The organism is Mycobacterium sp. GA-1841 (genome assembly GCF_001954135.1).
Classification (GTDB): Bacteria; Actinomycetota; Actinomycetes; order Mycobacteriales; family Mycobacteriaceae; genus Mycobacterium.
This window is the reverse complement of record NZ_MBEQ01000121.1, coordinates 23631-48150: the sequence shown is the minus strand read 5'-3', so window position 1 is coordinate 48150 and position 24520 is coordinate 23631. Positions and strand designations below refer to the sequence as shown.

26 protein-coding genes and 1 tRNA gene are annotated in these 24520 nt (G+C 66.5%); 15 read left to right on the top strand and 12 right to left on the bottom strand.

Going from position 1 to position 24520, the window contains the following annotated elements:
• Positions 1–23: 23 nt before the first annotated feature.
• On the bottom strand, positions 24–743 hold the full coding sequence (locus A5740_RS27655; RefSeq protein WP_076199600.1) for a response regulator transcription factor: 720 nt from the start codon (positions 741–743) through the stop codon (positions 24–26).
• Positions 744–839: 96 nt separating this feature from the next.
• Here A5740_RS27655 and A5740_RS27650 point away from each other — a divergent pair, with 96 nt between their 5' ends.
• From A5740_RS27650 to A5740_RS27640, 3 genes are all read left to right on the top strand, one after another.
• The gene (locus A5740_RS27650) at positions 840–1655 is read left to right on the top strand and encodes a hypothetical protein (RefSeq protein WP_076199569.1); all 816 of its coding nucleotides are present in this window, start codon (positions 840–842) and stop codon (positions 1653–1655) included.
• Positions 1656–1682: 27 nt separating this feature from the next.
• Positions 1683–1757 (top strand) — tRNA-Thr (locus tag A5740_RS27645).
• 40 nt (positions 1758–1797) lie between these two features.
• Complete coding sequence (locus A5740_RS27640; protein ID WP_076199567.1) at positions 1798–2202, top strand: HNH endonuclease; 405 nt, start codon at positions 1798–1800, stop codon at positions 2200–2202.
• On the opposite strand, the gene A5740_RS27635 is transcribed toward A5740_RS27640, so the two are convergent.
• The 7 genes from A5740_RS27635 to A5740_RS27610 all read right to left on the bottom strand — a co-directional run bounded on the left by A5740_RS27635 (position 2199) and on the right by A5740_RS27610 (position 7474).
• Positions 2199–3857 (bottom strand): ABC-F family ATP-binding cassette domain-containing protein, encoded by a 1659-nt coding sequence (locus A5740_RS27635; protein WP_076199565.1) that lies wholly within the window; start codon positions 3855–3857, stop codon positions 2199–2201. The two genes, A5740_RS27640 and A5740_RS27635, sit on opposite strands and share 4 nt — an antisense overlap.
• A gap of 85 nt (positions 3858–3942) precedes the next feature.
• A complete protein-coding gene (locus A5740_RS27630) occupies positions 3943–4338 on the bottom strand; it encodes a type II toxin-antitoxin system VapC family toxin (RefSeq protein ID WP_076199563.1) in 396 nt (131 codons plus the stop codon).
• Positions 4323–4562: a hypothetical protein gene (locus tag A5740_RS27625; protein WP_067773077.1), complete on the bottom strand. Its 240-nt coding sequence runs from the start codon at positions 4560–4562 to the stop codon at positions 4323–4325. The genes A5740_RS27630 and A5740_RS27625 overlap by 16 nt, the downstream gene beginning before the upstream one ends.
• Positions 4563–4628: 66 nt before the next feature.
• Complete coding sequence (locus A5740_RS28900; protein WP_175616384.1) at positions 4629–4784, bottom strand: hypothetical protein; 156 nt, start codon at positions 4782–4784, stop codon at positions 4629–4631.
• Between the two features lie 38 nt (positions 4785–4822).
• The gene (locus A5740_RS27620) at positions 4823–5968 is read right to left on the bottom strand and encodes a cellulase family glycosylhydrolase (protein WP_076199561.1); all 1146 of its coding nucleotides are present in this window, start codon (positions 5966–5968) and stop codon (positions 4823–4825) included.
• 105 nt (positions 5969–6073) lie between these two features.
• Positions 6074–6775 (bottom strand): cutinase family protein, encoded by a 702-nt coding sequence (locus A5740_RS27615; RefSeq protein ID WP_076199559.1) that lies wholly within the window; start codon positions 6773–6775, stop codon positions 6074–6076.
• 84 nt (positions 6776–6859) lie between these two features.
• Complete coding sequence (locus A5740_RS27610; RefSeq protein WP_076199598.1) at positions 6860–7474, bottom strand: M15 family metallopeptidase; 615 nt, start codon at positions 7472–7474, stop codon at positions 6860–6862.
• Between the two features lie 125 nt (positions 7475–7599).
• On the opposite strand from A5740_RS27610, the gene A5740_RS27605 reads away from it, so the two are divergent.
• Both A5740_RS27605 and A5740_RS27600 read left to right on the top strand, forming a co-directional pair.
• A complete protein-coding gene (locus tag A5740_RS27605) occupies positions 7600–10785 on the top strand; it encodes an adenylate/guanylate cyclase domain-containing protein (RefSeq protein WP_076199557.1) in 3186 nt (1061 codons plus the stop codon).
• Positions 10782–12488 carry an FAD-dependent oxidoreductase gene (locus A5740_RS27600; RefSeq protein WP_076199555.1) on the top strand — a complete coding sequence of 569 codons (1707 nt, stop codon included), beginning with the start codon at positions 10782–10784 and terminating at the stop codon, positions 12486–12488. Before A5740_RS27605 ends, A5740_RS27600 begins: the two co-directional genes overlap by 4 nt.
• Here the strand turns inward: A5740_RS27600 and A5740_RS27595 are convergent.
• Positions 12436–13329 (bottom strand): DUF5995 family protein, encoded by an 894-nt coding sequence (locus A5740_RS27595; protein ID WP_139335382.1) that lies wholly within the window; start codon positions 13327–13329, stop codon positions 12436–12438. The two genes, A5740_RS27600 and A5740_RS27595, sit on opposite strands and share 53 nt — an antisense overlap.
• 217 nt (positions 13330–13546) lie before the next feature.
• On the opposite strand from A5740_RS27595, the gene A5740_RS27590 reads away from it, so the two are divergent.
• Genes A5740_RS27590 through A5740_RS27570 form a run of 5 tightly spaced genes read left to right on the top strand, consistent with a single transcriptional unit; the run spans position 13547 to position 18953 of the window.
• Positions 13547–15937: a xanthine dehydrogenase family protein molybdopterin-binding subunit gene (locus A5740_RS27590; protein ID WP_076199551.1), complete on the top strand. Its 2391-nt coding sequence runs from the start codon at positions 13547–13549 to the stop codon at positions 15935–15937.
• Positions 15938–15939: 2 nt separating this feature from the next.
• Positions 15940–16641, top strand: a complete 702-nt coding sequence (locus tag A5740_RS27585; RefSeq protein WP_076199549.1) for an SRPBCC family protein — start codon at positions 15940–15942, stop codon at positions 16639–16641.
• On the top strand, positions 16638–17525 hold the full coding sequence (locus tag A5740_RS27580) for a xanthine dehydrogenase family protein subunit M (protein WP_076199547.1): 888 nt from the start codon (positions 16638–16640) through the stop codon (positions 17523–17525). Before A5740_RS27585 ends, A5740_RS27580 begins: the two co-directional genes overlap by 4 nt.
• Positions 17518–18027, top strand: coding sequence for a (2Fe-2S)-binding protein (locus A5740_RS27575; protein WP_076199545.1), 510 nt, complete (start codon positions 17518–17520; stop codon positions 18025–18027). Before A5740_RS27580 ends, A5740_RS27575 begins: the two co-directional genes overlap by 8 nt.
• Before the next feature lie 38 nt (positions 18028–18065).
• On the top strand, positions 18066–18953 hold the full coding sequence (locus A5740_RS27570) for an NAD(P)-dependent oxidoreductase (RefSeq protein ID WP_076199543.1): 888 nt from the start codon (positions 18066–18068) through the stop codon (positions 18951–18953).
• Between the two features lie 4 nt (positions 18954–18957).
• Here A5740_RS27570 and A5740_RS27565 read toward each other — a convergent pair whose 3' ends face one another.
• On the bottom strand, positions 18958–19794 hold the full coding sequence (locus A5740_RS27565; protein WP_076199541.1) for an SDR family oxidoreductase: 837 nt from the start codon (positions 19792–19794) through the stop codon (positions 18958–18960).
• 39 nt (positions 19795–19833) lie between these two features.
• The gene (locus A5740_RS27560; protein WP_076199539.1) at positions 19834–20742 is read right to left on the bottom strand and encodes an enoyl-CoA hydratase; all 909 of its coding nucleotides are present in this window, start codon (positions 20740–20742) and stop codon (positions 19834–19836) included.
• A 253-nt stretch (positions 20743–20995) separates the two neighbouring features.
• Between A5740_RS27560 and A5740_RS27555 the strand changes: the two genes are divergently transcribed.
• The 5 genes from A5740_RS27555 to A5740_RS27540 all read left to right on the top strand — a co-directional run bounded on the left by A5740_RS27555 (position 20996) and on the right by A5740_RS27540 (position 23940).
• Complete coding sequence (locus A5740_RS27555; RefSeq protein ID WP_076199537.1) at positions 20996–21373, top strand: intersectin-EH binding protein Ibp1; 378 nt, start codon at positions 20996–20998, stop codon at positions 21371–21373.
• 125 nt (positions 21374–21498) lie between these two features.
• Positions 21499–21777: a hypothetical protein gene (locus A5740_RS27550; RefSeq protein WP_076199596.1), complete on the top strand. Its 279-nt coding sequence runs from the start codon at positions 21499–21501 to the stop codon at positions 21775–21777.
• Positions 21778–21887: 110 nt separating this feature from the next.
• Positions 21888–22277: an intersectin-EH binding protein Ibp1 gene (locus A5740_RS27545; RefSeq protein WP_083654477.1), complete on the top strand. Its 390-nt coding sequence runs from the start codon at positions 21888–21890 to the stop codon at positions 22275–22277.
• Positions 22278–22323: 46 nt separating this feature from the next.
• Positions 22324–22488, top strand: coding sequence for a hypothetical protein (locus A5740_RS28640; RefSeq protein WP_139335381.1), 165 nt, complete (start codon positions 22324–22326; stop codon positions 22486–22488).
• Positions 22489–23940 (top strand): trehalose-6-phosphate synthase, encoded by a 1452-nt coding sequence (locus tag A5740_RS27540; RefSeq protein ID WP_076199535.1) that lies wholly within the window; start codon positions 22489–22491, stop codon positions 23938–23940.
• A 94-nt stretch (positions 23941–24034) separates the two neighbouring features.
• On the opposite strand, the gene A5740_RS27535 is transcribed toward A5740_RS27540, so the two are convergent.
• On the bottom strand, positions 24035–24520 hold the full coding sequence (locus tag A5740_RS27535) for a mammalian cell entry protein (RefSeq protein ID WP_076199533.1): 486 nt from the start codon (positions 24518–24520) through the stop codon (positions 24035–24037).

The following is a 24520-nucleotide window of genomic DNA, read 5'->3' as shown; positions in this document are numbered from 1 at the left end:
GTATGCCGCCGACAACCGAGGCGTCAGCGTGGCTCGCGCAAAACGTAGCCGACGCCGCGCAGGGTGTGCAGCAGGCGCTTTTCCCCGGTGTCGATCTTGCGCCGCAGGTAGGAGACATAGGACTCGACGACGTTGACGTCACCACCGAAGTCGTACCGCCAGACGTGGTCGAGGATCTTGGGCTTCGACAGCACGGTGCCGGCATTGATGATGAAGTAGCGCAGCAGGGTGAATTCGGTCGGTGACAGCGAGACGGGCTCGCCGGCCTTCCACACCTCGTGGGTGTCCTCGTCGAGCTCGATGTCGGCGAAGGACAGCTTGGCACTGCGAGGTTCCTCGACGCCGCGGCCAGAGCGACGCAGGATCACCCGCAAGCGGGCCACCACCTCTTCGAGGCTGAACGGCTTGGTCACGTAGTCGTCGCCGCCGAGGGTCAGCCCGGCGATCTTGTCCTGCAGGCTGTCGCGGGCGGTCAGGAACAGCGCCGGCGCATCGATGCCGTCGGCGCGCAGTCGGCGCAACAGTCCGAAGCCGTCCATGCCGGGCATCATCACGTCGAGGATCACCGCGTCGGGACGAACTTCCCTGGCCTTGTCGAGGGCCGCGGCGCCGTTGGACGCGGTGTGCACCTCGAACCCCTGGAACTTCAGACTGACCGAAAGCAACTCCACGATGTTGGCCTCGTCGTCGACGACGAGGATCCGGGCTTCCGGGACGCTCTCAGGTAATGCAGGCATGGCCATTCCCTGATGTTGGTGGTGCGTGTTGAACTCAACCTGCATGCACGCTGTGCACTTCCTGTGAGTTTAGCTGTGATCCGGGTAACTACACTGACGCACATGAACCTCGGCAAGACGCTGGTCCAGGTTGCCACCGCGCCCGTGCGCATCGGGCTGGCCGTGGCAGATGCCGGGCTGGGCATCGCCGGCGAGACGCTCAACGCGGTGCAACGGGGCATCAGCGATTCCAATCCGTTGGCTGGCAGATCGTCGATGGCAGGACTGTTGGGACTCGACGACGCGGTGGAGCGGGCCAACCGGCTGGCCCGGCTCCTGGACGACGACGCGCCACTGGGTCGCGCGCTTGCGCCGGACGGTCCGGTGAATCGTTTGCTGCGCCCCGGCGGTCTGGTCGACCAGATCACGGCCGAGGGCGGTCTGCTGGACAGACTGACCGCCGACAACGGCGCGGTGGCCCGCGCCGTCGCCCCCGGCGGCCTGGTGGATCAGATCACCCTGGAGGGCGGTCTGCTGGACCGGCTGACCACCGACGACGGCGCGTTGTCCCGGGTAATCGCCCCCGGCGGGCTGGCCGATCAACTGCTGGCCAACGACGGGCTGTTCGAACGGGTACTGCGGGAGGACGGCGTGGCCGATCGCCTGCTGGCCGAGGGCGGCCTGCTCGACACCCTGACCGATCCCGACGGGCCACTGCTCAAGCTCGCCGACGTGGCCGACACGTTGAACCGGCTGGCGCCCGGCTTGGAGGCATTGGCACCCACCATCGACGCCCTGCACGATGCGGTCATCACGCTCAGCCAGGTCGTCAACCCGTTGAGCAACATCGCCGACCGCATCCCCCTGCCCCGGCGATCGTCACGACGGAGCACTCCGCGTCCGGTGGTGTCACAGCGCATTGTCGACGCCGACGAGTGACCCGTTAAGCTAGGGCACGTTCCACCTGCCTCCTTAGCTCAGTGGTAGAGCAACATACTTGTAATATGTAGGTCATCGGTTCAATCCCGATAGGGGGCTCCACGCGCGCCGTTTTGTCGGTGCCTGCCAGTAACTTCCCGATATGAGGCTCTGTCAAGGCTGTGGCTCGCCATTGGCGAAGCGCAGTCAGAAGATTTACTGCGGCAACGCATGTCAAGCCGCAACCCGGCGGGACGCCAGGACAAAGCAGTGGCTTGAGTCCGGCGAAGCTCGCGTCCGCGGCGAGCAAGGCAATTACATCCGGCAGTATCTCGCCGCGGCGCAATCGGGCTGTTGCGCAATTTGCGGCGCCGCCAGCACATGGCAGGATCTTCCCCTGACATTGATCATGGACCACATCGACGGGAACCCCACCAACAATTGCCGGGAGAACCTTCGGCTGGTCTGCCCGAACTGCGACTCCCAGCTGCCGACGTACAAGAGCCGGAATCGCGGTAATGGACGGCACTTTCGTCGCCAGCGCTACGCCGATGGCCAGTCGTATTAGAGCTCGGATACTCGGCCGTTCTCCACCGCCCAGCGGCGGTCCAGCCGTACGTTCTGCAGCATTCGCCGGTCGTGGGTCACCAGCAGGAGCGCGCCCTCATAGCTCTCCAGCGCCTGTTCGAGTTGCTCGATGGCGGGCAGGTCGAGGTGGTTGGTCGGCTCGTCGAGAACCAGCACATTGGTGCCGCGAGCCTGCAGCAGCGCCAAGCCTGCGCGGGTGCGCTCTCCAGGTGAGAGCTGGTCCACCACGCGTTCCACGTGGTCGGCCCGCAAGCCGAACTTGGCCAACAGAGTTCGTACGTCTGCGGTCGACCAAGATGGCAGATACTGCTCGAAACGATCGACCAGTCGCGCGGTACCGGTGAAATCCGCACGGGCCTGGTCGATCTCGCCGATGGCGACGTTGGCCCCCAAAGCCGCGCGGCCCTCGTCGGGCTGTTGCCGGCCGAGCAGCAGCCTCAGCAATGTCGATTTGCCCGCCCCGTTGGGTCCGGTGATACCGATCCGGTCGCCGGCATCGACCTGCAGCGACACCGGTCCGAGAACGAAATCCCCCTGCCGCACAACGGCATTGTCGAGAGTCGCCACCACCGAGCTGGACCGTGGCGCGGCGCCGATGGTGAACTGCAGTGTCCATTCCTTGCGCGGTTCGTCGACTTCCTCCAGTCGGGCGATGCGGCTCTCCATCTGCCGGACCTTCTGCGCCTGCTTCTCACTGGACTCGCTGGCGGCTCGGCGCCGGATCTTGTCGTTGTCGGGCGCCTTGCGGATCGCGTTGCGGATGCCCTGGCTCGACCATTCGCGCTGGGTGCGCGCGCGAGCCACCAAGTCGGCTTTCTTCTCGGCGAACTCTTCGTATTGTTCGCGCTTGTGCCGGCGGCTCACCTCGCGTTCTTCCAGATAGCTTTCGTATCCGCCGCCGTAGACGGTGTTGTTGTGCTGCGCCAGATCCAGTTCCAGCACCCGAGTGACGCTGCGGGCCAGGAACTCCCGGTCGTGGCTGACCAGCACCACGCCGCCGCGAAGGTCACGGACAAACTGTTCGAGTCGGGCCAGCCCGTCGAGGTCGAGATCGTTGGTCGGCTCGTCGAGCAGGACGACGTCGAAACGCGACAGCAACAGTGCCGCCAACCCCACCCGCGCCGCCTGGCCGCCGGACAGCGCGGTCATGGATACCGAATCGGGTTGCGCCATGTCGAGTCCCAGGCCGGCCAGGACCGGCGGAATCCGGTCGTCGAGGTCGGCCGCGCCGGCAGCGAGCCAATGATCCAGGGCGGCAGCGTAGACGTCGGACGGGTCCACGCCCGGCACAGCCGTATCCGGCTCGGCCAGTGCCGCGGCCGCCGTTTCCATGGCCCGGGTGGCGTCGGTACAGCCGGTGCGGCGTGCGATGTAGGCCGCGACCGTCTCCCCCGGAATGCGTTCATGTTCCTGTGGGAGCCACCCGATGAACGCGTCGGCCGGGGCGACGCTGACCGTCCCCGCGAGCGGCGCGAGCTCCCCGGCCAGGATTCGCAACAGCGTGCTCTTGCCCGCGCCGTTCGCGCCGACAACTCCGACCACGTCGCCCGGCGCCACAGTCAGATCCAGGTTGTCGAACAGGGTGCGATGGGCGAATCCGCCGGCCACATCCTTGGCGACGAGCGTTGCGGTCATGGCCCTATGGTCGCATCGCGGTGGGTGGCGTTGAGCGTTGCCGCCCGGGCCTGAAGCGGTTCCACCGATATGGGATTGGCGGACGTCACACTTCGGTGAGGTCGACCAGGCTCAGCTGGGGGATTCGCTCGAAGTGGCGTCGATTCCGCGTTGCAAACGGCAAGTTGTTGCGGATACAGATTCCGGCTTGCAGGCAATCGGCGAAACCGATCGGCGTGCCCGCGTCGCGTAGAAGTGACGCGGCTTCACCTGCTCGCAGCCCAGCAGCCATGTCGAGCGGCAGAGTCCGCGCTTTCAGCAGCTTGAGTATCTCTTGATGGCGCCGGTGAAAATCGGTGCCCATGCGAAGCTCGAAAGCAGTTAGAGCCGTCAGCCGGATCCGCCGAGAACTGATCAGTTCACGCACGAGCGAAACGCCAGCACCCTTACCTCGCAGAAAATCGATCACCAGATCGGTGTCGACAACTACGAGGCCCGCCACGTCTCCCGCATTTCCCGAATTGCCTGTGTTGCCAGGTCTGCGTCGGCATCGGTGAACGTGCCCTCCAAGCTGAGCAGGGCGTCGACCTCATCCGGAGCAACACTCGCCAAGTAGGCATCGAGTGCCTCTTGAACGATGGATGAGAACCCGCGTACGCCTCGCTGCTGCGCCAACGCGCTCAGTGCACGGTGCTGAGGTTCGGTGATCTCGACGGTCGTGCGCATGCATGCATTCTAGCATCAATGCAGGTAGAGGCATCAACCGGGAATTATTTTCCCTGAGCCCCGCCGTCAGTTCTCGTCGGCGATCTGCTCGCGGCTTTCGTGTAACCCGGGACCATCCGGATCCCCGCCCCGATGGTCGAGCTCGTCCTGGACTTCCTGCTGTCCCTCGGTCGCTTTGCGTGCATCCTCGGGTATCGGGCGCCCATTTTCGCGTTGCTCCATGGCCCGTTTATTCACCCGCAGCAGCCCCGGCCAAACGTTCAGACCCGGGTGGTCAGTTTCTTCAACGTCTGGTACTCGGTGACTTTGTACGGCCGGCCGTCGGGTTGCAGCAGATCGCTGAACCACACGTTGGGCACCTTGGTGTAGGGCTTGTCCCACGAGTCCCAGGGGAAGTAGGTCTGGGTCTTTCCGGCCACCAGTCCCCAGCTGTACGCAGCAACGTTGTGCCGCTTGGCCACCGGAAGCACGCCCTCGACCGTGCTGCCCTGGTCGCGGGCCAGGTACTCGGTGCACAGGATCGGTCGACCCAGTGGGGCGAGCTCGTCGATGCGGGCCTCGAATTCGGCGGGACCGGCGTAGGAATGGAACGAGATGACGTCGGAGTTGTCGAGTTGGAAGGCGGCCATCTCGCTGCGGCCGGCCCGGTCCCAACTGCCCTGCCACACGCCACTGGTCAACGGCTGGGCGGCATTGACCGACCTCGCCCAGGAGAACACCTCGGGCAGGAGGCCGCCGACCGCGTCGATCTTGTCCTTGCGCTCGACCTTGCGGTATTGCTTGGCCGGGTTGTCCGGTTCGTTCCACAGGTCCCAGCCCAGCACGCGGTTGTCGTTGCGGAACTGGCTCATCACCCCGATGACGTAGTCACGCAGCACGGCCCGGTAGCGCGGGTCGTCGATGCGTTGTGCGCCGGGACTCTGCACCCAGCCCGAGTTGTGCACTCCCGGGGTCGGTGCGCGTTGGGCGCCGACCTGGGGCCGCGGATCCCAGCACGAGTCGAAGAAGACGAACAGCGGCTTGATGCCTTGGCGGGCCGCGATCCCGACGAATTGACTCAGCCGGCTTTGGAATCCGGTGCGGTCCTGCGCCCACAACAGATCGTGCAGGAACACGCGTACGGTGTTGAAGCCCAGCAGCCGGCAGGCCCCCAACTCGCTGTCGATGCGCCGCGCGTCGTAGGTTCCCGGCCCGAACATCTCGAGCTGGTTGATCGCGTTCGAGGTGATGAAGTTGGTGCCGACGAGCCAACCCTGCGCCTGGTACCACGCGTTGGCCCGTTCGACGGGCCATTGACCAGGAGCTGCGGTGGCGCGAGGGAGGACGGAAATCGCGGACAGTGCCGGAGTGAGGGCCGCTGATGCTGCCAGTACCAGCGGGATCTTGAGGGCCGTTCGACGGTGCACTTAGTGAACATAGTGGCGCCGGCAAAGACTCCGGCCTCACGTATCACATTGCAACCATTGAGGTTTCATATCGTTATCAACGCCGGTGAAGGCACCTGCCGGCGTCTAGAGCCGGCCCACCGTGAAATCCGCGGCCTGTCCCGGCATCCCGTTGAACACGTAGGCGGTGTGCGCGAAGGTGGGCACCCCGGCGGGCGTCCCGTCGCAGATGGTGTCACCGGGCTCGCACAGTTCGATGGTCTTGTCCTTGTATCGGGGACCGATCACCATGGGCGGCGCACCGATGCCGCGCATGAACTCGTCCGACGGCGTCCCGAGCAGCACCACCGAGGCCACGTGGTCGGACACTTCGAGCGGCATGGGGTCGGGGATGTACTGCTTGTATTCGGTCGGGATGCCGTCCGGCACGGCGGCGGAGGTGACGAATCCGGCGACCACCGCCCCCTGCGAATATCCGCCCAGCACCACCCTGGTGTCGGGGCAGTTCTTGGCGGTGGCCTCGATGTGGTCGGCGGCGTCGCGGATGCCGTCGACGACGGTCCTGGCGAACTCGATGCGATCACCGAAGTTGCCGCTGGCCGGGTAGTTGACCGGATACACCTCGACGGACCGCTCACCGGTACGCGCCCGCAGCGCGTCGACGAAGCTCTGGCCGGGGCCGCCCACTCCGGGTGGCTCGTAGGTGCCGCGGGCGAACACCACCTCGACGTCGGGGCACGGCTGCGCCGATGCGCGGGGCAACGGTGCGACCAGAACGGCGGAGGCGGTGACGAGCGCCGCTCCCATGAGCAGTTTGAGGACGTTCATATCGACTCCCGGCCAGTTGGGCCTGCTGGCCCGTGACGAACGTTGCCGTTCCCCATGCCGGCAATTCCCAAACCCGGGCGGGGCCTACGCCAGGGGCACACCCAGATGCGGTCGCGGATCACCGGCGCCGGGTCCGTCGAAGTGCCACCACTCCCCCCGGTAAGCCGTGAGGCCACCGGCACGCATGGCCTCACGGAGCCGAGCCCGATTGGCTTGCGCCGCCGGGCTGACCCCGTCGGTGGCGTACGCCAGGCTGCGCGGGGTGAAGTCGTCGAAACCGGTCCCCATGTCCGCTCCGGCGATCGTGACGTCGACCGAGCGGCCGGCCTCATGGCTGCGGGCGTAGTCGCCCGGCCGGGCCACCCAGTTCGGATTCGGCACCACCTCGAACATCCGCACCTGCACCTCGTGCGGGCGGTAGCAGTCCCAGAACACCAGGGTCTCGGGCCGCAGCGCAGCGGCGGCAACTGCCAGTCCTGAGGCCATCGACTCATGCACAAGGCACGGCGCCCCGACCGGGTACAGCTGCTCGCCGACGAAGTTGTCGCTGGTGCCGTAGCGCAGATCGATGATCGCGTCGGGGACGATCGACCGCACGTCGACGAGTCCGGCCTCAGCCGCCGGTGTGGCGCCGGCCGACGGCGCCGGAGCGACGAGCACACTCAACAGCAGCATCAGCGCGAGCAGGGCGGGTCGCATCGACACATTGCACCACAACGGATTTGATTGCCGGTTCAAGCAAAATTTCGGCGTTAACGTCAATTTCACCGGCCCGGTTGTCTGCAGAGATAGGCTTTTCCTGTTCCCCCGCAGGAGAACCGGAGATGAGCCCCGAACATAGCCCGACATCGATCGACGAACTGCTCGACCGAGCGGTACGTGCGTGCAACCGTGGCGACCGTGCCGCAGCAAATTCTCTGGCCGAACAGGTTCTGGCGGTCGACCACCACAATGCCGACGCCGAAGACCTGCTCACGGCGGCTGCCGACCAAGGTGAGATCCGCCGGCTCACCCTGATGTTCATCGACCTCGTCGATTCGACGCTGTTGTCCACCCGGATCGAACCCGAGACCTACCATACCGTGGTCGGACGGTATCGGGCCGAGGTGAAGCGACTGGTCAATCACTATGAGGGACATATCAGTTCGACGAAAGGCGACGGCCTGCTGGCCGTGTTCGGTCATCCCAAAGCCCACGAGGACGACACCCGGCGGGCGGTGGCGACGGGGCTGGAGATCACCCAGGTCGTGGCCCGCCTCAGTGAGCAGGCCAAGCGTCGGTTCGGCGTCGGGATCGATGTCCGGGTCGGCGTCCACCGGGGCATCGTCTACCTCGACACCGACCAGGACGACGTCTACGGTTTCGCCGCCAACTTCGCCGCCCGGATCTCGTCGCTGGCAATGCCGGGATCCGTTGCTGTATCCGACGTGGTCGCGGCGTTGGTGAACGACACCTTCGAGCTCACGGTGCGTCCACCGGCGGCCGTCAAAGGTGTCGCCGGCTTGGTGGGCCACCACCTGGTGCTCGCCGAGCATCTCCAGGCGGTCTTGACGAAACCGGCACCGCTGGTCGGACGGCACCGCGAACTGGCCTGGTTGCAGCACGCCTGGCAGCAGGTGTTGAACGGAGATTCAGAACGCCCGGGCGTCGCCTTCATCGGCGAGGCCGGCATCGGAAAGACCCGCCTGGCGCACGCCGCGGCGGCGCTGGCGCAGGACAGCGCCGGCACGGTCATCGAGCTTCGCGGCTCACCGCTGCACACCGATGCGGGTCTCTATCCCGTCCGGCGTCTGCTGGAGGGACGCTGCGGCATCACCCGACTCACCGGTGCCGCCGATCGGCTCCGCCTGCTGGAGGCCGAACTGCGCTCGCGCGCAATGGATCCCACGACGTACGTGCCGCTGCTCGCCCCGGTCCTCGGCGTGGGACCAGAACACGGATACCAGCCGGCCGCGGCCGAGGGTCGCAGCCTCTATGAGTCGATCGGCAGTGCCAGCCGCCGGTACCTGTTGGGTTGTCTCGACGGCAACGCCGGACTGATCATCGCCGAGGATCTCCAGTGGTTCGACTCATCGACCATCTCGCTGATCGAATCGCTGTTCTCCGCCGCGGACGGCCGGCTGCTGATGGTGTTGACCACGCGCGAGCAGAAGGGGCTCCAAACCGGTTGGCCAGTCGAGGTTTTCGAGCTGAAGCCACTGACCGTCGAGGAGTCCGACGCGCTCATCGAGGCCATCGATCCCGAGCTGACGTCAGCGCAGCGCAGCGCAGTGCGCCGGCGCAGCGAGGGAATCCCGTTCTACATCGAACACGTTCTGGCAGCGCTGGAGGCGTCCGGACACGATCCCGTCCCCGAGGCGCTCTACGAGCCGTTGTTCGCCCGGCTGCACACCCGCTCCGGCGCCGTGCCCGTGGTGGAAGCCGCCGCGGTCATCGGCCGCAGCGGCGACCTGGCCCTGCTGCGGGCCGTGGTGGGAGAGGACCGCGATGCCGAACTCGTCGTCGCCGAATTGGTGGAAGCCCAGGTTTTCGAGACCGACGGCATCGACCGGTGGCGATTCCGCCACGAATTGCTGCGGGAGGTGGCCGCCGAACTCGCCCCGCCGAGCATGCAGCGGGCCCTGCACGAACGCGTCGCAGAAGAGCTGGTCCGGGCCGCCTCGGGCGTACAGCCGGACTGGCATCTGGTGGCGCGCCATTACGAATGTGCACACAACTTCGGCGAGGCGGTCGCGGCCTACCGCAAGGCGTCGGTGGACGCCCGTCGCCGCGGCGCGGCCGAAGAGGCCTGCACGTACCTGACGAACGCGCTCAGCCAGCTCATGCGCTGCCCACCAGGGCCGACGCGGGACAAGACGGAGATCGCCGTCCGGCTGGAACGTGGTTTCCTGATCGGCGCCGCGCACGGCAGCATGAGCGGCGATTGCCCCGCCGACTACCAGCGCTGCCTGGACCTCGCCACCACCAGGTCGTACCAGGACGAATTGTTCTGGGCGCTGAACGCTTTGGTGAGCTACTGCATACCACGCGCCGAACTCCAGCGCGGCCGCGAACTGCTCGACTCGTTGTCCGGCCTGATCACCAAGGAACGACCATGGCTGCATACGGCCATCGCGTCGTCCATGGGGTCCATCGCATGGCTGCAAGGTGATTTCGCCATTGCACGTAGCCACCTCCTCAGCGCCCTCGAGGACAGTTCGGCCGCTGATCCACGGGAGCTGGACACCACGTGGTGGGGCAACACCGATCCGATTTCGGGCGCGCACACCTACCTCGCCCTCAGCGATCTGCTGCACGCCGACCTCGCCGGCGCCGAGAGTCATCTGGCCGAATCGGTGCGCCGGTGCGGCCTTCTCGAATTCCCGGTCGACGCATTCAACCGGGCCCACACGTATTTCAAACAGATCTGGGTCTGTCTGGAAAGCGGGCAGATCGAGGAGGCGATGACGTTGTCGGCCGGCATGCGCCGCTGCACCGAGGAGTCCGGCCTGGACCTGTGGCGGGTGGTCAGCGCCACCGTGTACGCCACGGTGAAGGCCATCACCGCCCTGCAGTCCGGTGCCGATCCGGTGGCCCTGATGGCGGCCGCGGACAACATCGCCAGGCGGGTCGACGGGTCTCGTGTCATGCATCTCAACGTCTATCTGAATTTTCACGACGCGATCATCGGCCGGTTGCTGATCGCGGCGGGGCAGCCGGATCTGGCTCGGGAGCGGCTGGAGCAGTCATTACTCATCGCGGGAGGAACGGGGATGCACTTTCACGACGCGGAACTGATGCGCTTACGCGCCCACACGTTCGACGAGGAACCCGCGCGACGTACCGCGCTGGCCGACGCGTTGGCGTGTGCTCGTGGCCAGCAGGCGTTGCTGTTCGAACTGCGCTGTCACCTGGATTCGTTCACGCTGTTGACAGAGGGGGACTCCGACGGGCTGGCCGCGGCGGTGCACCGCCTCCCGCAGGACGCCCGGTTCCCGGAACGCCAACTGGCAGAACAGCTCCTGTCATGACCACGGTGGCGGTGCTGGGCGGCGGTATCGGCGGTCTGACCGCAGCCCATGAACTGGCCGACCGCGGATTCGACGTGACGGTCTACGAGCGGCATCCGGCGTTCGGCGGCAAGGCGCGCTCGATGCCGTTTCCCGGGTCGGGCACCGGAGGACGCAAGGACCTGCCTGGTGAGCACGGATTCCGGTTCTTCCCGGGGTTTTACCGGCATGTCCCGGACACGATGGTGCGGATCCCGCACAACGGTCGGACGGTCGCCGACCATCTCGTCACCGCCACGCAGATGATGCTGGCGCAAGACCACGGCGCCAACGAGATCATCGTGGCCACCCAACTCGCCTCGGCATTCGGTGATCTGTCGGCCACCATGAAGGCCGTCTGGCAACTGGGTGTGGGGTTGGGTATCCCGCCGCACGAGATGTCGGCGTTCGTGGAACGGCTGCTCACCCTGCTGGCCTCGTGCGACGAACGTCGCTTTGGCCAATGGGAACAGACGAGTTGGTGGGACTTCATCGGCGCGGCCAACCGCTCACCGCAGTTCCAGAAGTTTCTGGCCAACGGGATGACCCGCACGCTGGTGGCAGCCAAGGCCACCGAAATTTCGGCGCGCACCGGTGGTTTGGTGCTGTGCCAGTTGCTGTTCGACCTGGTGCGCCCGGACGGGAAGGTGGACCGGGTGCTGGACGGGCCGACCAGTGATGTGTGGATCGATCCGTGGACCGCCCATATCGCGGGTCTGGGGGTCAACCTGTGCCACGGCTACGAGGTCACCGGGATCGATTGCGACGGAACCCGTATCACCGGCGTGACCATGTCCGTCGACGGCCATACCGAGCAGATCACGGCCGACCATTATGTGGCGGCCATGCCCAAAGAACGCCTTGAGAAACTGCTGACCCCGACATTGTGTGCCGCCGAGCCGCGGCTGACCGGCCTGTCGAGGCTCAAGACCGACTGGATGAACGGCGCGATGTTCTACCTGGACGTCGACAAGCGACTGGTCCATGGCCACGCCATCTTCATCGACTCCAAGTGGTCGTTGACCGCGATTTCCCAGGCACAGTTCTGGCGCAACTTCAACTGGGCGAACCGTGGCGACGGGCGCGTGGCAGGCATTTTGTCCGTGGACATCTCGGCGTGGGAGGTGCCCGGCAGCAACAAGCACAACGCCAAAATGTGCAGTCGGGATGAGATTCGCGCCGAGGTGTGGAAGCAGATCACCGACCACATCGACGACGGCTCCCTGACCGAGGCCAACGTGGTCGATTTCTTTCTCGATCCGGCGATCACGTTCGGCCCCGGGCCGAAGAGGTCCGAGTCGAAGAACGACGAGCCCTTGCTGATCAACATCAAAGGCTCGTGGGCGGACCGCCCGGATGCGGTCACCGCCATCCCGAACTTCTTCCTGGCGGCGGATTTCGTCCGGACCTACACCGACCTGGCGACGATGGAGGCCGCCAACGAGGCCGCGCGGCGCGCGGTCAACGGGATCCTCGAGGCCACCGGTTCGCCGGAGACCAAGTGCCCGGTGTGGCCGCTGCGTGAGCCGCGGGCGTTGGAGCCGTTCCGCCGGCTGGACAAGCTGCAGTGGAGTCTGGGCCGGGGGCCCGTCAAACCGCCGATCCAGATCGGTCTGGACGGCATCGCCGGTACTACCGGCGCCCTCGCGCGCGGGCTGCTCTCGTGGTGGAGCGGCTCAGGCTGAGCTCCTCCCGCAGAGACTCCGCCGACATGTGCGGCTTCTCGGCGATGCCGGCAAGCGCTCGCAGGTTACCGGCCACGTCTTGGTTCTCACGTGAGGTGATGCCGCGCAGAAGCAGCGCCACCGGCGGCCATTTCTTCGGCGGCTCCAGGTAGAAGGCGCCAAGACCGGACGCCCAGGCGAGCTGGTGGGTCCGTTTCGCGTGGGCGTCCTCCGGATACATGGCCAGCGCGGTCGCGAAATTCCAGGCTCCCTCCCGGAACTTGGTCAACGTCTCCTTGATGAACACGTCTTCCTTGGGGATCGCCCAGCGCAGCCACCGCACGCTCGGCGAACGCCGTTCGACGATGTCGAGCATGTCCCGGGTTTGCAGGGACACCAAGTCGTTGACGCGTTCGAAGTCGGCATGGATGTCGCCCAGCCGGTTCGCGGCGAGCTCGACCACCGCGTTCCCCAGGTCGTAGCAGATGTGCGCGTTCAGGCTGGCGACCATGTGCTGCAGCATCGACGCTTTGTGGTTGTGCTGGTTGAGAAACGCGATCTCCCACGGCAGGGTCAGTTCCTGCGGATCGTAGAAGCCCCGATGAAAGAAGGCGTTCAACGCGTCGAAGTATCGCTTGGCGAACACACAGTCGAGTTGCTCGATCCACTGTGCATCGGTGAAGTCGCCGGCGTGCGCTGCCCGCTGGATGGCGATCGTGCCCCGCTTGTACAGGGCGGCGAAGTATCCGATCGTGCTGTTGGCCCGGATCGACCAGTCGATGACCAGGTCCAGATTGTGGACCACGCCGTCGAACGTCGTGGCGTTCTCGAGGGGCTGCAGAACATCGGTTTGCATCGTCATCGTCATCCCACCTCCGTTGTCGGACGGAGTACAGAATCACTCCTGTCCGGGGACTCTGGCGTGAGTAGCCGACTACCCTAACCAGCGCGGGAAATGACGCTCTCCTCTTCTGAGATATCGCTTACCGATGTACGATAATCGCACTCTTGAGTCGTCGTCGCAGCCCCGACGGCCACTTACTTACGCGCAGAAGCAACCGAGGGATTGGAGCGACCCTATGGCGTCAGCCGTACCGGAGACCGTCGCGACCCGCTATGCCGGCAGACGAGTCGAACGGGTGGAGGACACCCGCCTGCTGACCGGACGCGGAACCTACGTCGACGACATCTCCCGACCTGGCCTGCTGCACGTCTGCTTCGTCCGGAGTCCCTACGCGCATGCCAGGTTCACCACCGTCGACGCCACCGCCGCCCTGGCCCTGCCCGGGGTGCACGCGGTGCTCACCGCGGCCGATCTCAACCCCGAGGTCAAGGAGGCCTGGCACGCCGTCGCCGGCAAGGATGTGCCGGACACGCCACGGCCACCCCTGGCCGAGGGTGAGGTGAAGTTCGTCGGTGATCCGGTGGCCCTCGTCATCGCCGAGAGTCGGTATGTCGCCGAGGACGCCGCCGACCTCGTCGACGTCGACTACGAGCCCCTGGCGGCGATCGCCGACTTCCGCCAGGCGCTGACCTCCGACGTCAGCGTCCACGAGGCGTTCCCGGACAACAACGCCGGTGGCATGGCCGGCATGCCACCGGACGAAGAGGTCTTCGGTTCGGCCGCGCACGTGGTGAAGGAACACATCTATCAGCAGATGCATGTGCCGGTGCCGATCGAATGCCGCGGCATGGTGGCGGAGTGGTCGGCCACTGGCACTTCGGCAGGCGAACTGACCATCTGGGCCTCCACCCAGACCCCGCACGAACTGCGCGCGTTCGCCGCCCGCCTGCTCGGCATCCCGGCCCAGCACGTGCGGGTCATCATGCGCGACACCGGCGGCGGATTCGGTCAGAAGGTCGTGCCGATGCGTGAGGACATGTGCGTCATGCTGGCCGCGCGCAAGGTTTCCACCGCGACGTCGAACGCGCGCTCAGGCACAGCGTTGAAGTGGATCGAGGACCGCCGGGAGAACCTGATGTCGGCCGGGCAGTCTCGGCATGTGGATGGAATGGCGCGCATAGCTTTTGATGACGACGGCAACATCTTGGCCGCCGACATCGACTTCATCCAGGACGTCGGCTCCTACCCCACCCCCTACCCGGTGCTCACCACCGCGGCCATCGGCATGTTCTTCCCCGGGCCTTACCGGGTTCCCAAAGCCAGCTTCAACTACAAGACGGTGTTCTCCAACACCGCGGGCCTGCACGCCTACCGCGGGCCCTGGCAGTACGAAACCCTGACCCGCGAAATCCTTCTCGACATCGCCGCCCGCAAGATGGGCATGGATCCGGTCGACCTGCGACGCAAGAATCTGCTCCGCGGCGACGAGATGCCGTACTTCAACCCCAACGGCATGCCCTACGACCACGTCGCCCCCATCGAAACGTTCGAGCAGGCCGTCAAGATCCTCGATCACGAGGGCTTCCGTAAGGAACAGGCCGAGGCACTGGCGCAGGGTCGCTATCTCGGGCTGGGCTTCTCGGCCTACATCGAGCCCACCGGCGCGGCCACGGGCCATCTGGCCAGCGAGGGCTGCACGATCCGGATGGAGCCCACCGGCAAGATCAATGTGTACGTCAATGGCGGGTCCACCGGAAACAGCTTGGAAACCACCGTCATTCAGCTGACCGCCGACGCACTGGGGGCTGATATCGACGATGTCGCCACAATCCAGGGCGATACCGCGGTGACGCCGTACGGCGCGGGCACCCAAGGCAGCCGCAGCGCCCCGATGACCGCGGGCGCGGTCAACGAGGCCGGCACGATCCTGCGCAACCAGCTGGTCGCGATGGCCGCGGCCCGTCTGGAGGTCGAGGAATCCGAGATCGAACTGGCCGGCTCGAAAGCGACCGCGCGCAACGATCCGGCGAAGAGCGTCACGTTCGCCGACCTGGCCTACCGCGCGCATTACGAACCACAGATGCTGCCACCGGGCATCTCGGCGAACCTGGAAGCAACCGCCCGCTACACCGCACCGCCCACCGCCCCGATCCACTGGGCCAATGCCACCCACGCCTGCACCTGCGAGGTCGACACCGTCACCGGCCACGTCACGCTCACCCGCTACATCGTCAGCGAGGATGTCGGTCCGATGATCAACCCCAACGTGGTCGAAGGGCAGATCGCCGGCGGTACCGTGCAGGGCATCGGCGGCGCGCTGCTGGAAAAGCTCTCCTACGACGACGCCGGAAACCCGCTGTCCTCAACGTTTGTCGATTACCTCCTGCCCACCGCCACCGAGGTCCCGGTGATCGAGTACGGCCACGTCGAGATCCCCGGCCCCGGGGTCGGCGGCTACAAGGGCGCGGGTGAGGGCGGCGCCATCGGCTCGACCCCGGCGGTGATCAATGCCGTCAACGACGCCCTGGCCCCGCTCGGAGTCACCCTGACGACGCTGCCGGCCACCCCGGCGGCCATCGTCGAAGCCATCGAACGTTCGCAGGCATCACAAGAAAGGGACCACTAATCGTGGAGCTCAACAACGAATTCCGGGTCGCGGTACCGGCAGCGAAAACCTGGGAGGTGCTCACCGATGTCGAGCGGGTGGCACCGTGCCTGCCCGGCGCCACCCTGCTGAGCGTCGACGGTGACGACTTCACCGGTGCGGTCAAGGTGAAGGTCGGCCCGATCACGGTGTCGTACAAGGGCGAGGCCACGTTCCAGGAAAAAGACACCGCCGCTCAGCGGGTGGTGCTCAAGGCCAGCGGCAAGGAGACCCGCGGCAACGGCACCGCCTCGGCCGTGGTGACCGCCCAACTCAAAGACGAGGGGGAATCCACGACCGTCGTCGTCACCACCGATCTGGCCATCTCCGGCAAAGCCGCCCAGTTCGGCCGCGGCGTGCTGGCCGACGTGGCCGGCAGCCTGATCGATCAGTTCGCGCGCAGCCTGGAAGCCGAGCTGACCGGCGGGACGACGCAGGCACCCACCGCCGGAACCGATGCCGGTGAAACCCCGCAAACACCGCAGGAGGCCGCGCCGATCAACGCGCTGGCCCTGGCCAAGGTGATGGCGGTGCCGATGGCCAAGCGTTTCGCCCCGGCCATCGGTGCGGTCGCCGCCGCCGGCGTGCTCGGATTCCTGTTGGGCCGCACGGGTCGCAACAAGCGCACGAGCAGCGGGATAACGTCCGAGGACCTGCACGCTGCGCTGCTGCGGTTGGTGTCATGAAAGCCGCCCCGTTCGCCTACCACCGGCCCGCGGATGTGGCCGAGGCCGTGGCGATGCTCGGTGAGTACGGCGAGGACGCCAAGATCCTGGCCGGCGGGCAGAGCCTGGTGCCGATGCTGGCCATGCGCCTGACCCACTTCGACAATCTGATCGACATCTCGCGAATCGCCGAGCTGAACGACATCACGTTGCAGGGCAACGAGGTTCGCATCGGCGCCGCGACCCCGCACGCCATGGTCGGGCTCGACGACGAGGTCGCCGAGTCGGTTCCGCTGCTGACGCTGGCCACGCCGCACATCGGGCACTTCCAGATCCGCAGTCGCGGCACCCTGGGCGGCGCGATCGCGCACGCCGATCCGGCCGCCGAATATGCGGCCGTCGCCCTGGCGCTCGACGCCACGATCGAGGCCACCTCCGCACGCGGCACGCGCGAGATCCCCGCGACGGAGTTCTTCACCGGCCTGTGGGAGACCTCGCTGGCCTCCGACGAGATCCTCACCGCAGTGCGCTTCCCGGTCGCAGCGGGCCGCAGTGGGTTCGGTATCGCCGAATTTGCACGGCGTCACGGCGATTTCGCGATCGCCGGCGCGGTGGTCGGTATCGAACTCGACGAGGATGACCGGATCACCCGCTGCGGCATCGGTCTGCTGGGCCTCGGCTCCACGCCGCTGCGGGCCACCGGCGCCGAAACTTCACTGCTCGGCACTCCGATCGGCGGCCTGGCCGCCGACGAAATCGGTGCACTGGCCATGTCCGAACTCACCGACATCCCCTCCGATCTGCAGGGTTCGGCGTCCTACCGGGCCCGGGTCGGTGCCGCCATGGTGTCCAGAGCCTGGACGCAGGCCGTCACGCACGTCACCGAGGAGGCGCTCCATGCATGAACTTCCCGTTGCACTTTCGGTCAACGGACGCGACTACCGCGATCAGGTCGAACCGCGCGTCACGCTGGCCGACTTCCTGCGGGAGAACTGCGGCCTCACCGGTACACACCTCGGCTGCGAGCACGGCGCCTGCGGGGCCTGCACGGTCCTGTTGGACGGTCAGGCGGTCCGGTCCTGTCTGGTGTTCGCGGTCCAGGTGGACGGCCAGGAGGTGACCACGGTCGAGGGCATCGCCGGCCCGGACGGAGAACTGTCACCGGTGCAGGCCGCCCTCAAGGAATGCCACGGCCTGCAATGCGGCTTCTGCACACCGGGTTTCGTCACCTCCATCACGGCGATGCTGAACGACAACCCGAGCCCCACCGATGAGGAGATCCGCGAGGGACTGTCGGGCAACTTCTGCCGCTGCACCGGCTACCAGGGCATCGTCAACGCGGTGCACCGGGCCTGCGAGGTAAACCGCGGGGCCGACCAGCAGCTCGACAACGCCGGCCAGCAGTAGGCCTTCACTTGCCGGGAACAACCGGTAAGAGTGGAGGCATGAGGATCGGTTTCATCGGCCTGGGCAACATGGGCGCGGCGATGGCCGCCAACCTGCTCAAGGCCGGGCACGAGGTCACCGCGTACAACCGCTCGCCCGAGAAGGTGACCGCGCTGGCCGCCCTGGGCGCCCTGCCTGCGGCATCGGTGGCCGACGCGTGTCAGGGCGACGTCGTGGTCACCATGCTGGCCGACGACGCCGCGGTCGAGGCGGTCTGTTTCGGCGACAACGGGATCGTGGCCACGCTGCCCGCCGACTCCGTGCACGTGTCGTCGTCGACCATCAGCGTCGCGCTCGCGCAACGACTCTCCGCCGCCCACGCCGAGGCCCGCAACGAGTTCGTCAGCGCCCCCGTGTTCGGCAGACCCGAGGCCGCTGCGGCGGCCCGACTGTTCATCGTGACGGCCGGGCCCTCAGCCGTACTCGACCAGGTCGGCCCGGTTTTCGAGGCGGTGGGTCAGCGTACGTTCGTGCTCGGCGAGGATCCCTCGGCCGCGAACCTCGTCAAGATCAGCGGCAACTTCCTGATTGCCTCGGTGATCGAATCCCTCGGTGAGGCAATGGCTCTCATAGGCAAGGCAGGGGTGGACAAACAGCAGTACCTGGAGTTGCTGACCTCGACGTTGTTCGACGCCCCGGTCTATCGCACCTACGGCGGACTGCTGGCCGGAGAGGAGTTCAGCCCGGCCGGGTTCGCCGCGGTGCTCGGGCTCAAGGACGTCAAGCTGGCGCTGAACGCAGGCGAGCAGCTACAGGTGCCGCTGCCCGTCGCGAGCCTGCTGCGCGACCGGTTCCTGACCCTGCTGGCCACCGGCGGCGGCGAGTTGGACTGGTCGGCCGTCGGCGCCCTGAGTGCGTGGGAGGCCGGAGCCGACCACCCGGCCTGACGGCCTAAGACTCGGCGACGACGCCCCGCAGGCCGTCGGCCCCGAACAACGGCTCCAGCATTCCGGAGATGTCGGGACCACGGCGCAGCCCGTGCCCACCGTCGACGTTGATGGTCTGGCCGGTGATCCAGCCGGAGGCATCGCTGAGCAGGAACACCGCCAGGTTGGCGATGTCGGAGACCTCGCCGAACCGCGGCAGCGGGGTGCAGGCCTTGTAGTCGTCGGTGACGGCGGGGACGTCCATGATCGGGCCGACCATCTCGGTGCGGGTCAGACCGGGTCGGATGCTGTTGACCCGCACCCAGGACGGTCCGAGCTCATCGGCCGCCAGCATCAACAGGTGATCGAGGGCAGCTTTGCTGACGCCGTAGGCGCCGAACCACCGGTGGATGTTGCTCGAAGCGATCGACGAGATGCCGACGAACGATCCTCCTCCACCGCGCACCATCTCCCGCCCCGTGTGCTTGAGCAGGTACATCGTTCCATTGACATTGAGATCGACGGTCTGGCGCCACAATTCGGAGTCGATCTGGGTGATCGGGCCGATGGTCTGCGAACCGCCGGCGCTGTGCACCACGCCGTGCAGCCGGCCATGCCAGGCGGTGGCGGCATCGACGGCGCGGCGGACCTCGTCCTCGTCGGTGACGTCGGCGGGTTCGTAGCGCACCGAGCCCGGACCGAGGGCTTCGAGTTCTTCGGCGGCGGCGCTGAGTTTGTCGGCGTTGCGGCCGACCAGCAGCGCGTTACCGCCGGAGGCGACGATCGCGGCCGCGGCACCTTTGCCGATGCCGCTACCGCCGCCGGTCACCAAATACGTACGATCCGCCAACGACAGCTGCACTGCTGGACTCCTTGCGAACTAGAACAGGTTCTCGTCAGGTCAAGGTGTATCACGGCGAGCCGGCTTGGGTGCGCCCAATGTGCGCCAATCGGGAACATCCGGCGGCATGCCGACCGGCCAGCGGTTCTCGTTGGCCGACGCCCAGTGCGCGTGCCCGAGCTCGTGGATGTGGAACGCGTGCCGCAGCGCCTCGGTGAAGCCCATCGCGTCGCTGGCCGCGTTGACCGAATCCTTCACCAGCAGGGCCGCCATCGTCGGCCGTTCGGCGATGCGGCGGGCGAATTCCAGCGTCTTGTCTTCGAGTTCGTCGCGGGCAAACACCTTGGACACCATGCCCAGTCGGTAGGCCTCGTCGGCATCGATCGAATCACCGGTCAGCAACAGCTCTTTGGCCTTGCGGGCACCGAATTCCCATGGGTGGGCGTAATATTCGACGCCCGGCATGCCCATCCGTACGCCGACGACATCGCTGAACTTCGCGTCGTCGGCCGCCACGATCAGGTCGCACGCCCAGATCAGCATCAGCGCCGCAGAGATGGCGTTGCCCTGCACCTGAGCGATGGTGATCTTGCGCAGATCGCGCCAGCGCCGGGTGTTCTCGAAGTAGAAGTGCCACTCCTGCAAGTAGGTTCGTTCGGCCACCCCGGCCGCGGTGGCTCCGTAACCGCGGAACGTGTGGTGCTGGCCGGGGCCCGGTTGGCGCTCGGCCAGCGCCTCCTCGGAGCCGAGATCGTGGCCGGCGGAGAAGTTCTTGCCGCGGGCGGCCAGGATCACCACCCGCACCGCGTCGTCGGCCTCGGCCCGGCCGAAGGCCTCGTCGAGTTGCACCAGCAGAGTGCGGGATTGGGCGTTCTGGGCGCCGGGACGATTCAGCCAGATCCGGGCGATGCGTCCGTCATCGAGTGTCTCGTATTCGACCTGGCGGGTTGCGTCGTCGGAACTGGCCATTGGATACCTCGCAGGTGGGGAAGGGCACTTAACAAACTGCACCTTACGTGTATCACGGCGACCGGCTCACACCGGCGTCACAGCTATCCTACAGTCGACTCACAGCCAGCTGTCGGCGGCGCCGTCCACACGCCACTTGCACAACCGTTTCCCCTTGTGACGAGTAGAATCTTGAAAAACCAACAACGGCGGACCAGCCTACGTCGGCCGGTCTTTCAGCAAACTTGTCAGACTCCGAAGGGACAGCGCGACAATGGCCATCTCCCCGCTTCGCATCCGCCGTTTCACCGTCGCGGCCGGTGTGGCCGCAGCGCTGCTGACAGCTCCCGGGATCACCGCCCTCGCCACGGGATCGCAGTCTCTCGCCTCCTGCCCCAACGGCGAGAGCGAGGACACCTACACCACGGTGTGTGTCCCCGACCTGGTGCCGAACTCACCATTTTCACCGATCCCGGGCAACCCGAACCTGCCCGCGGTGAACGCGCCGAACGGTGGTGGTGACATCCCCTGCACCGGCGCCAACTCGGGTGAGTGCATCGGCCTCGGCGAAGAGCAACAGGCCCAAGGCCCCGAACCGGTCCCGCAGTCGACGATCGGCAGCAGCCCGACCGTGCACGGTTCCATCGGCTGATCTCGCGCGGTCACAGTCCCGCCGCAGAGACCGCACAGTAACCGTCCAGCAGCCCTAAACTGCTGAGCGTGAAGTCACCTCTGCCCGCCGCACTGGCGGTGGCCGTCACCGGATTCGCCCTGTCGATGTGGTCGGGTACACCGACGGCACATGCGACGTGCACGTCCGGCGAGGAAGAGGATGTCTACACGACCGTCTGCACCCCGTTTCTGGTGCCGAATTCACCGTCCCCGTTCAGCGCCATCCCCGGTAATCCCGACCTGCCCGCGGTGAACGAGCCCGGCGGCGGCGGAGCGATCCCGTGCACCGGGCACAACGCCGGGGAATGCATCGGTCTGGCCGAAGAGGATGCCGCCGAGGGGCCGCGGGCCATTCCGCGCTCGACCATCAGCGCCAGTCCCTAGAAGCGGGGTCACCGCTTTGCCAGGCACCTCATAGAACTGATGCAGATTCTTCCCAGCTTCCATAGAATCCTCGGCGACGAAACAATCGAATACCTAGAGAAAGCGTGACGATGGCGACCCTCCCCATCTCGATGCGACGACTGATCCTCGGCTGCGGATTCGCGGTCGCTGTGGCCGCTGCCCCGGCCGTTGCCGTGCTGACCGTGCCGGCCTCGTCTGGCCCGGGGCTGGCGTGCCCGTCAGGCGAAGAAGAAGACCTCTACAGCGGACAGTGCGTCCCGCACACCGTGCCGAACTCCCCCAGCTCCTTCACCGGCATCCCGGGCAACCCCAACCTGCCCGCGGTGAGCGAGCCCGGCGGCGGCGGGGCCATCCCGTGCACCGGCGCCAACAGCGGCGAATGCATCGGCCTGGCCGAGGAGGCGCAATCCCAGGGCCCGGCGGTCACCCCCGAGTCGACGATCGGCAGCAGCCCGACCGTGCACGGTTCCATCGGCTGACTCATATGATGCGACCGGGTTTGGCCCGGTCGCATAGAGTTGTGTCATGCCTGCGAAAACTGATCCCGCCGACATCGACGACGTCGAGCCGCTCGCCGACAGCACTGCCAGCCAGGCGCGAAGGGTGGTGGCCACCTACGCCACCGACGCCGACGAATGCCGGATGTTCCTCTCGATGCTCGGCATTGGGCCCTCGAAGAACGAGGCGTAGATGAGCCCGGAGCGCGGCCGACCGGCCGCCTCCGGTAACTCCGACTTCGTCGTGGTGGCCAATCGGCTGCCCATCGACATGGAGCGGTTGCCGGATGGCAGCACAACCTTCAAGCGCAGCCCGGGCGGCCTGGTCACCGCGCTGGAGCCCCTGCTGCGGAAACGTCGCGGCGCCTGGATCGGCTGGGCCGGAATCCCCGACAGCGGCGAAGAGCCGATCGTCGAGGAGGATGTCCAGCTCTTCCCCGTCGAGCTGTCCGCGCAGGACGTCGCCGATTACTACGAGGGCTTTTCCAACGCCACGCTGTGGCCGCTCTATCACGACCTGATCGTCAAACCCGAGTACCACCGCGAATGGTGGGACAGCTACGTCGACGTGAACCGGCGGTTCGCCGAAGCCACGGCCCGGGCTGCCGCACCCGGTGCCACCGTCTGGATTCAGGACTACCAGCTGCAGCTCGTCCCCAAGATGCTGCGCATGCTCCGCCCCGATCTCACCATCGGGTTCTTTCTGCACATTCCTTTCCCGCCGGTCGAACTGTTCATGCAGATGCCCTGGCGCACCGAGATCGTCGAGGGTCTGCTGGGGGCGGACCTGGTCGGGTTCCACCTGCCCGGCGGGGCCCAGAATTTCCTGGTCCTGGCCCGTCGGCTGGTGGGGGCCAACACCTCGCGCGCCTCGATCGGCGTGCGGTCCCGTTTCGGTGAGATCTCCTACGGGTTCCGCACGGTGAGGGTCGGCGCTTTCCCCATCTCGATCGACTCCGCCGATCTGGATGCCAAGGCCCGCAACCGGACCGTCCGGCACCGGGCGCGACAGATCCGCGCGGAGCTCGGCAACCCGCGCAAGATCTTGTTGGGTGTCGACCGGCTCGACTACACCAAAGGCATCGACGTGCGGCTGCGCGCGTTCTCCGAACTTCTCGAAGAGGAGCGGGTCAAACGCGACGACACGGTCCTGGTGCAGCTGGCGACCCCCAGCCGGGAGCGCGTCGAGAGCTACAAGATGATGCGCGAGGACATCGAACGCCAGGTCGGTCACATCAACGGCGAGTACGGCGAGGTAGGCCATCCGGTGGTGCACTATCTGCATCGCCCGGTGCCGCGTGACGAGCTCATCGCGTTCTTCGTCGCCGCCGACGTCATGTTGGTCACCCCGCTTCGCGATGGGATGAACCTCGTGGCCAAGGAGTATGTGGCCTGCCGCAGCGATCTCGGCGGCGCGCTGGTGCTCTCGGAGTTCACCGGTGCGGCGGCCGAGCTACGCCAGGCCTACCTGACCAATCCACACCACCTCGAAGGCGTCAAGGATGCGATCGAGGCGGCCCTGAACCAGAGCCCCGAGGAGGGCAAGCGGCGGATGCGCGCGCTGCGCAGGCAGGTGCTGGCGCATGATGTGGATCGGTGGGCCCACGCGTTTCTCGACGCGCTGGCAAGCGCAAATCCAGCTTGAGCGCTGGCAAGCGCAAATCCAGCCTGAGCGCTGGCAAGCGCAAATCCAGCCTGAGCGCTGGCAAGCGCAAACCCGGCCTGAGCGCCGGCAAGCGTTAGATCGGGTTGATCGCGTTGATCAACCAGTCCCCGTCGACCTTGCGGTAGTCGACGCGTAGCCGACTGCCGTCGTAGAGGGGTTGACGGGACTTGTCCGTGACGGTGCGGTTCATGTAGACGAGCACCGATCCGGATTCGCGGGCCGCGGTCATCATGCCGACCCCGACCACGTTGATCTGGACCACCAGTTGACGCTTACGTGCCTCCGGGATCACCTTGGCAGTGGCGTCCTGCTCGAACTGGTGCCGAAAGTCCGGCGCCAGCAGTGGATACGTTTCCATCAGGCTGCGCTCGACGGTCTGGTAGTCGTAGCCGAACACCTTCGGGATCTGCTCGGCGGCCAGCGCGGGCAGCGCTGTCCTGGTGGCTTCCTGACCCCGCTGCATCACGCGGTTCCAGTACAGCGAGCCGCCGATTCCGCCGAGTGCGACGAAGGCCACCGACAGCACGCCGATCAGCAGGGCAACGAGTTTCGAGCGCAT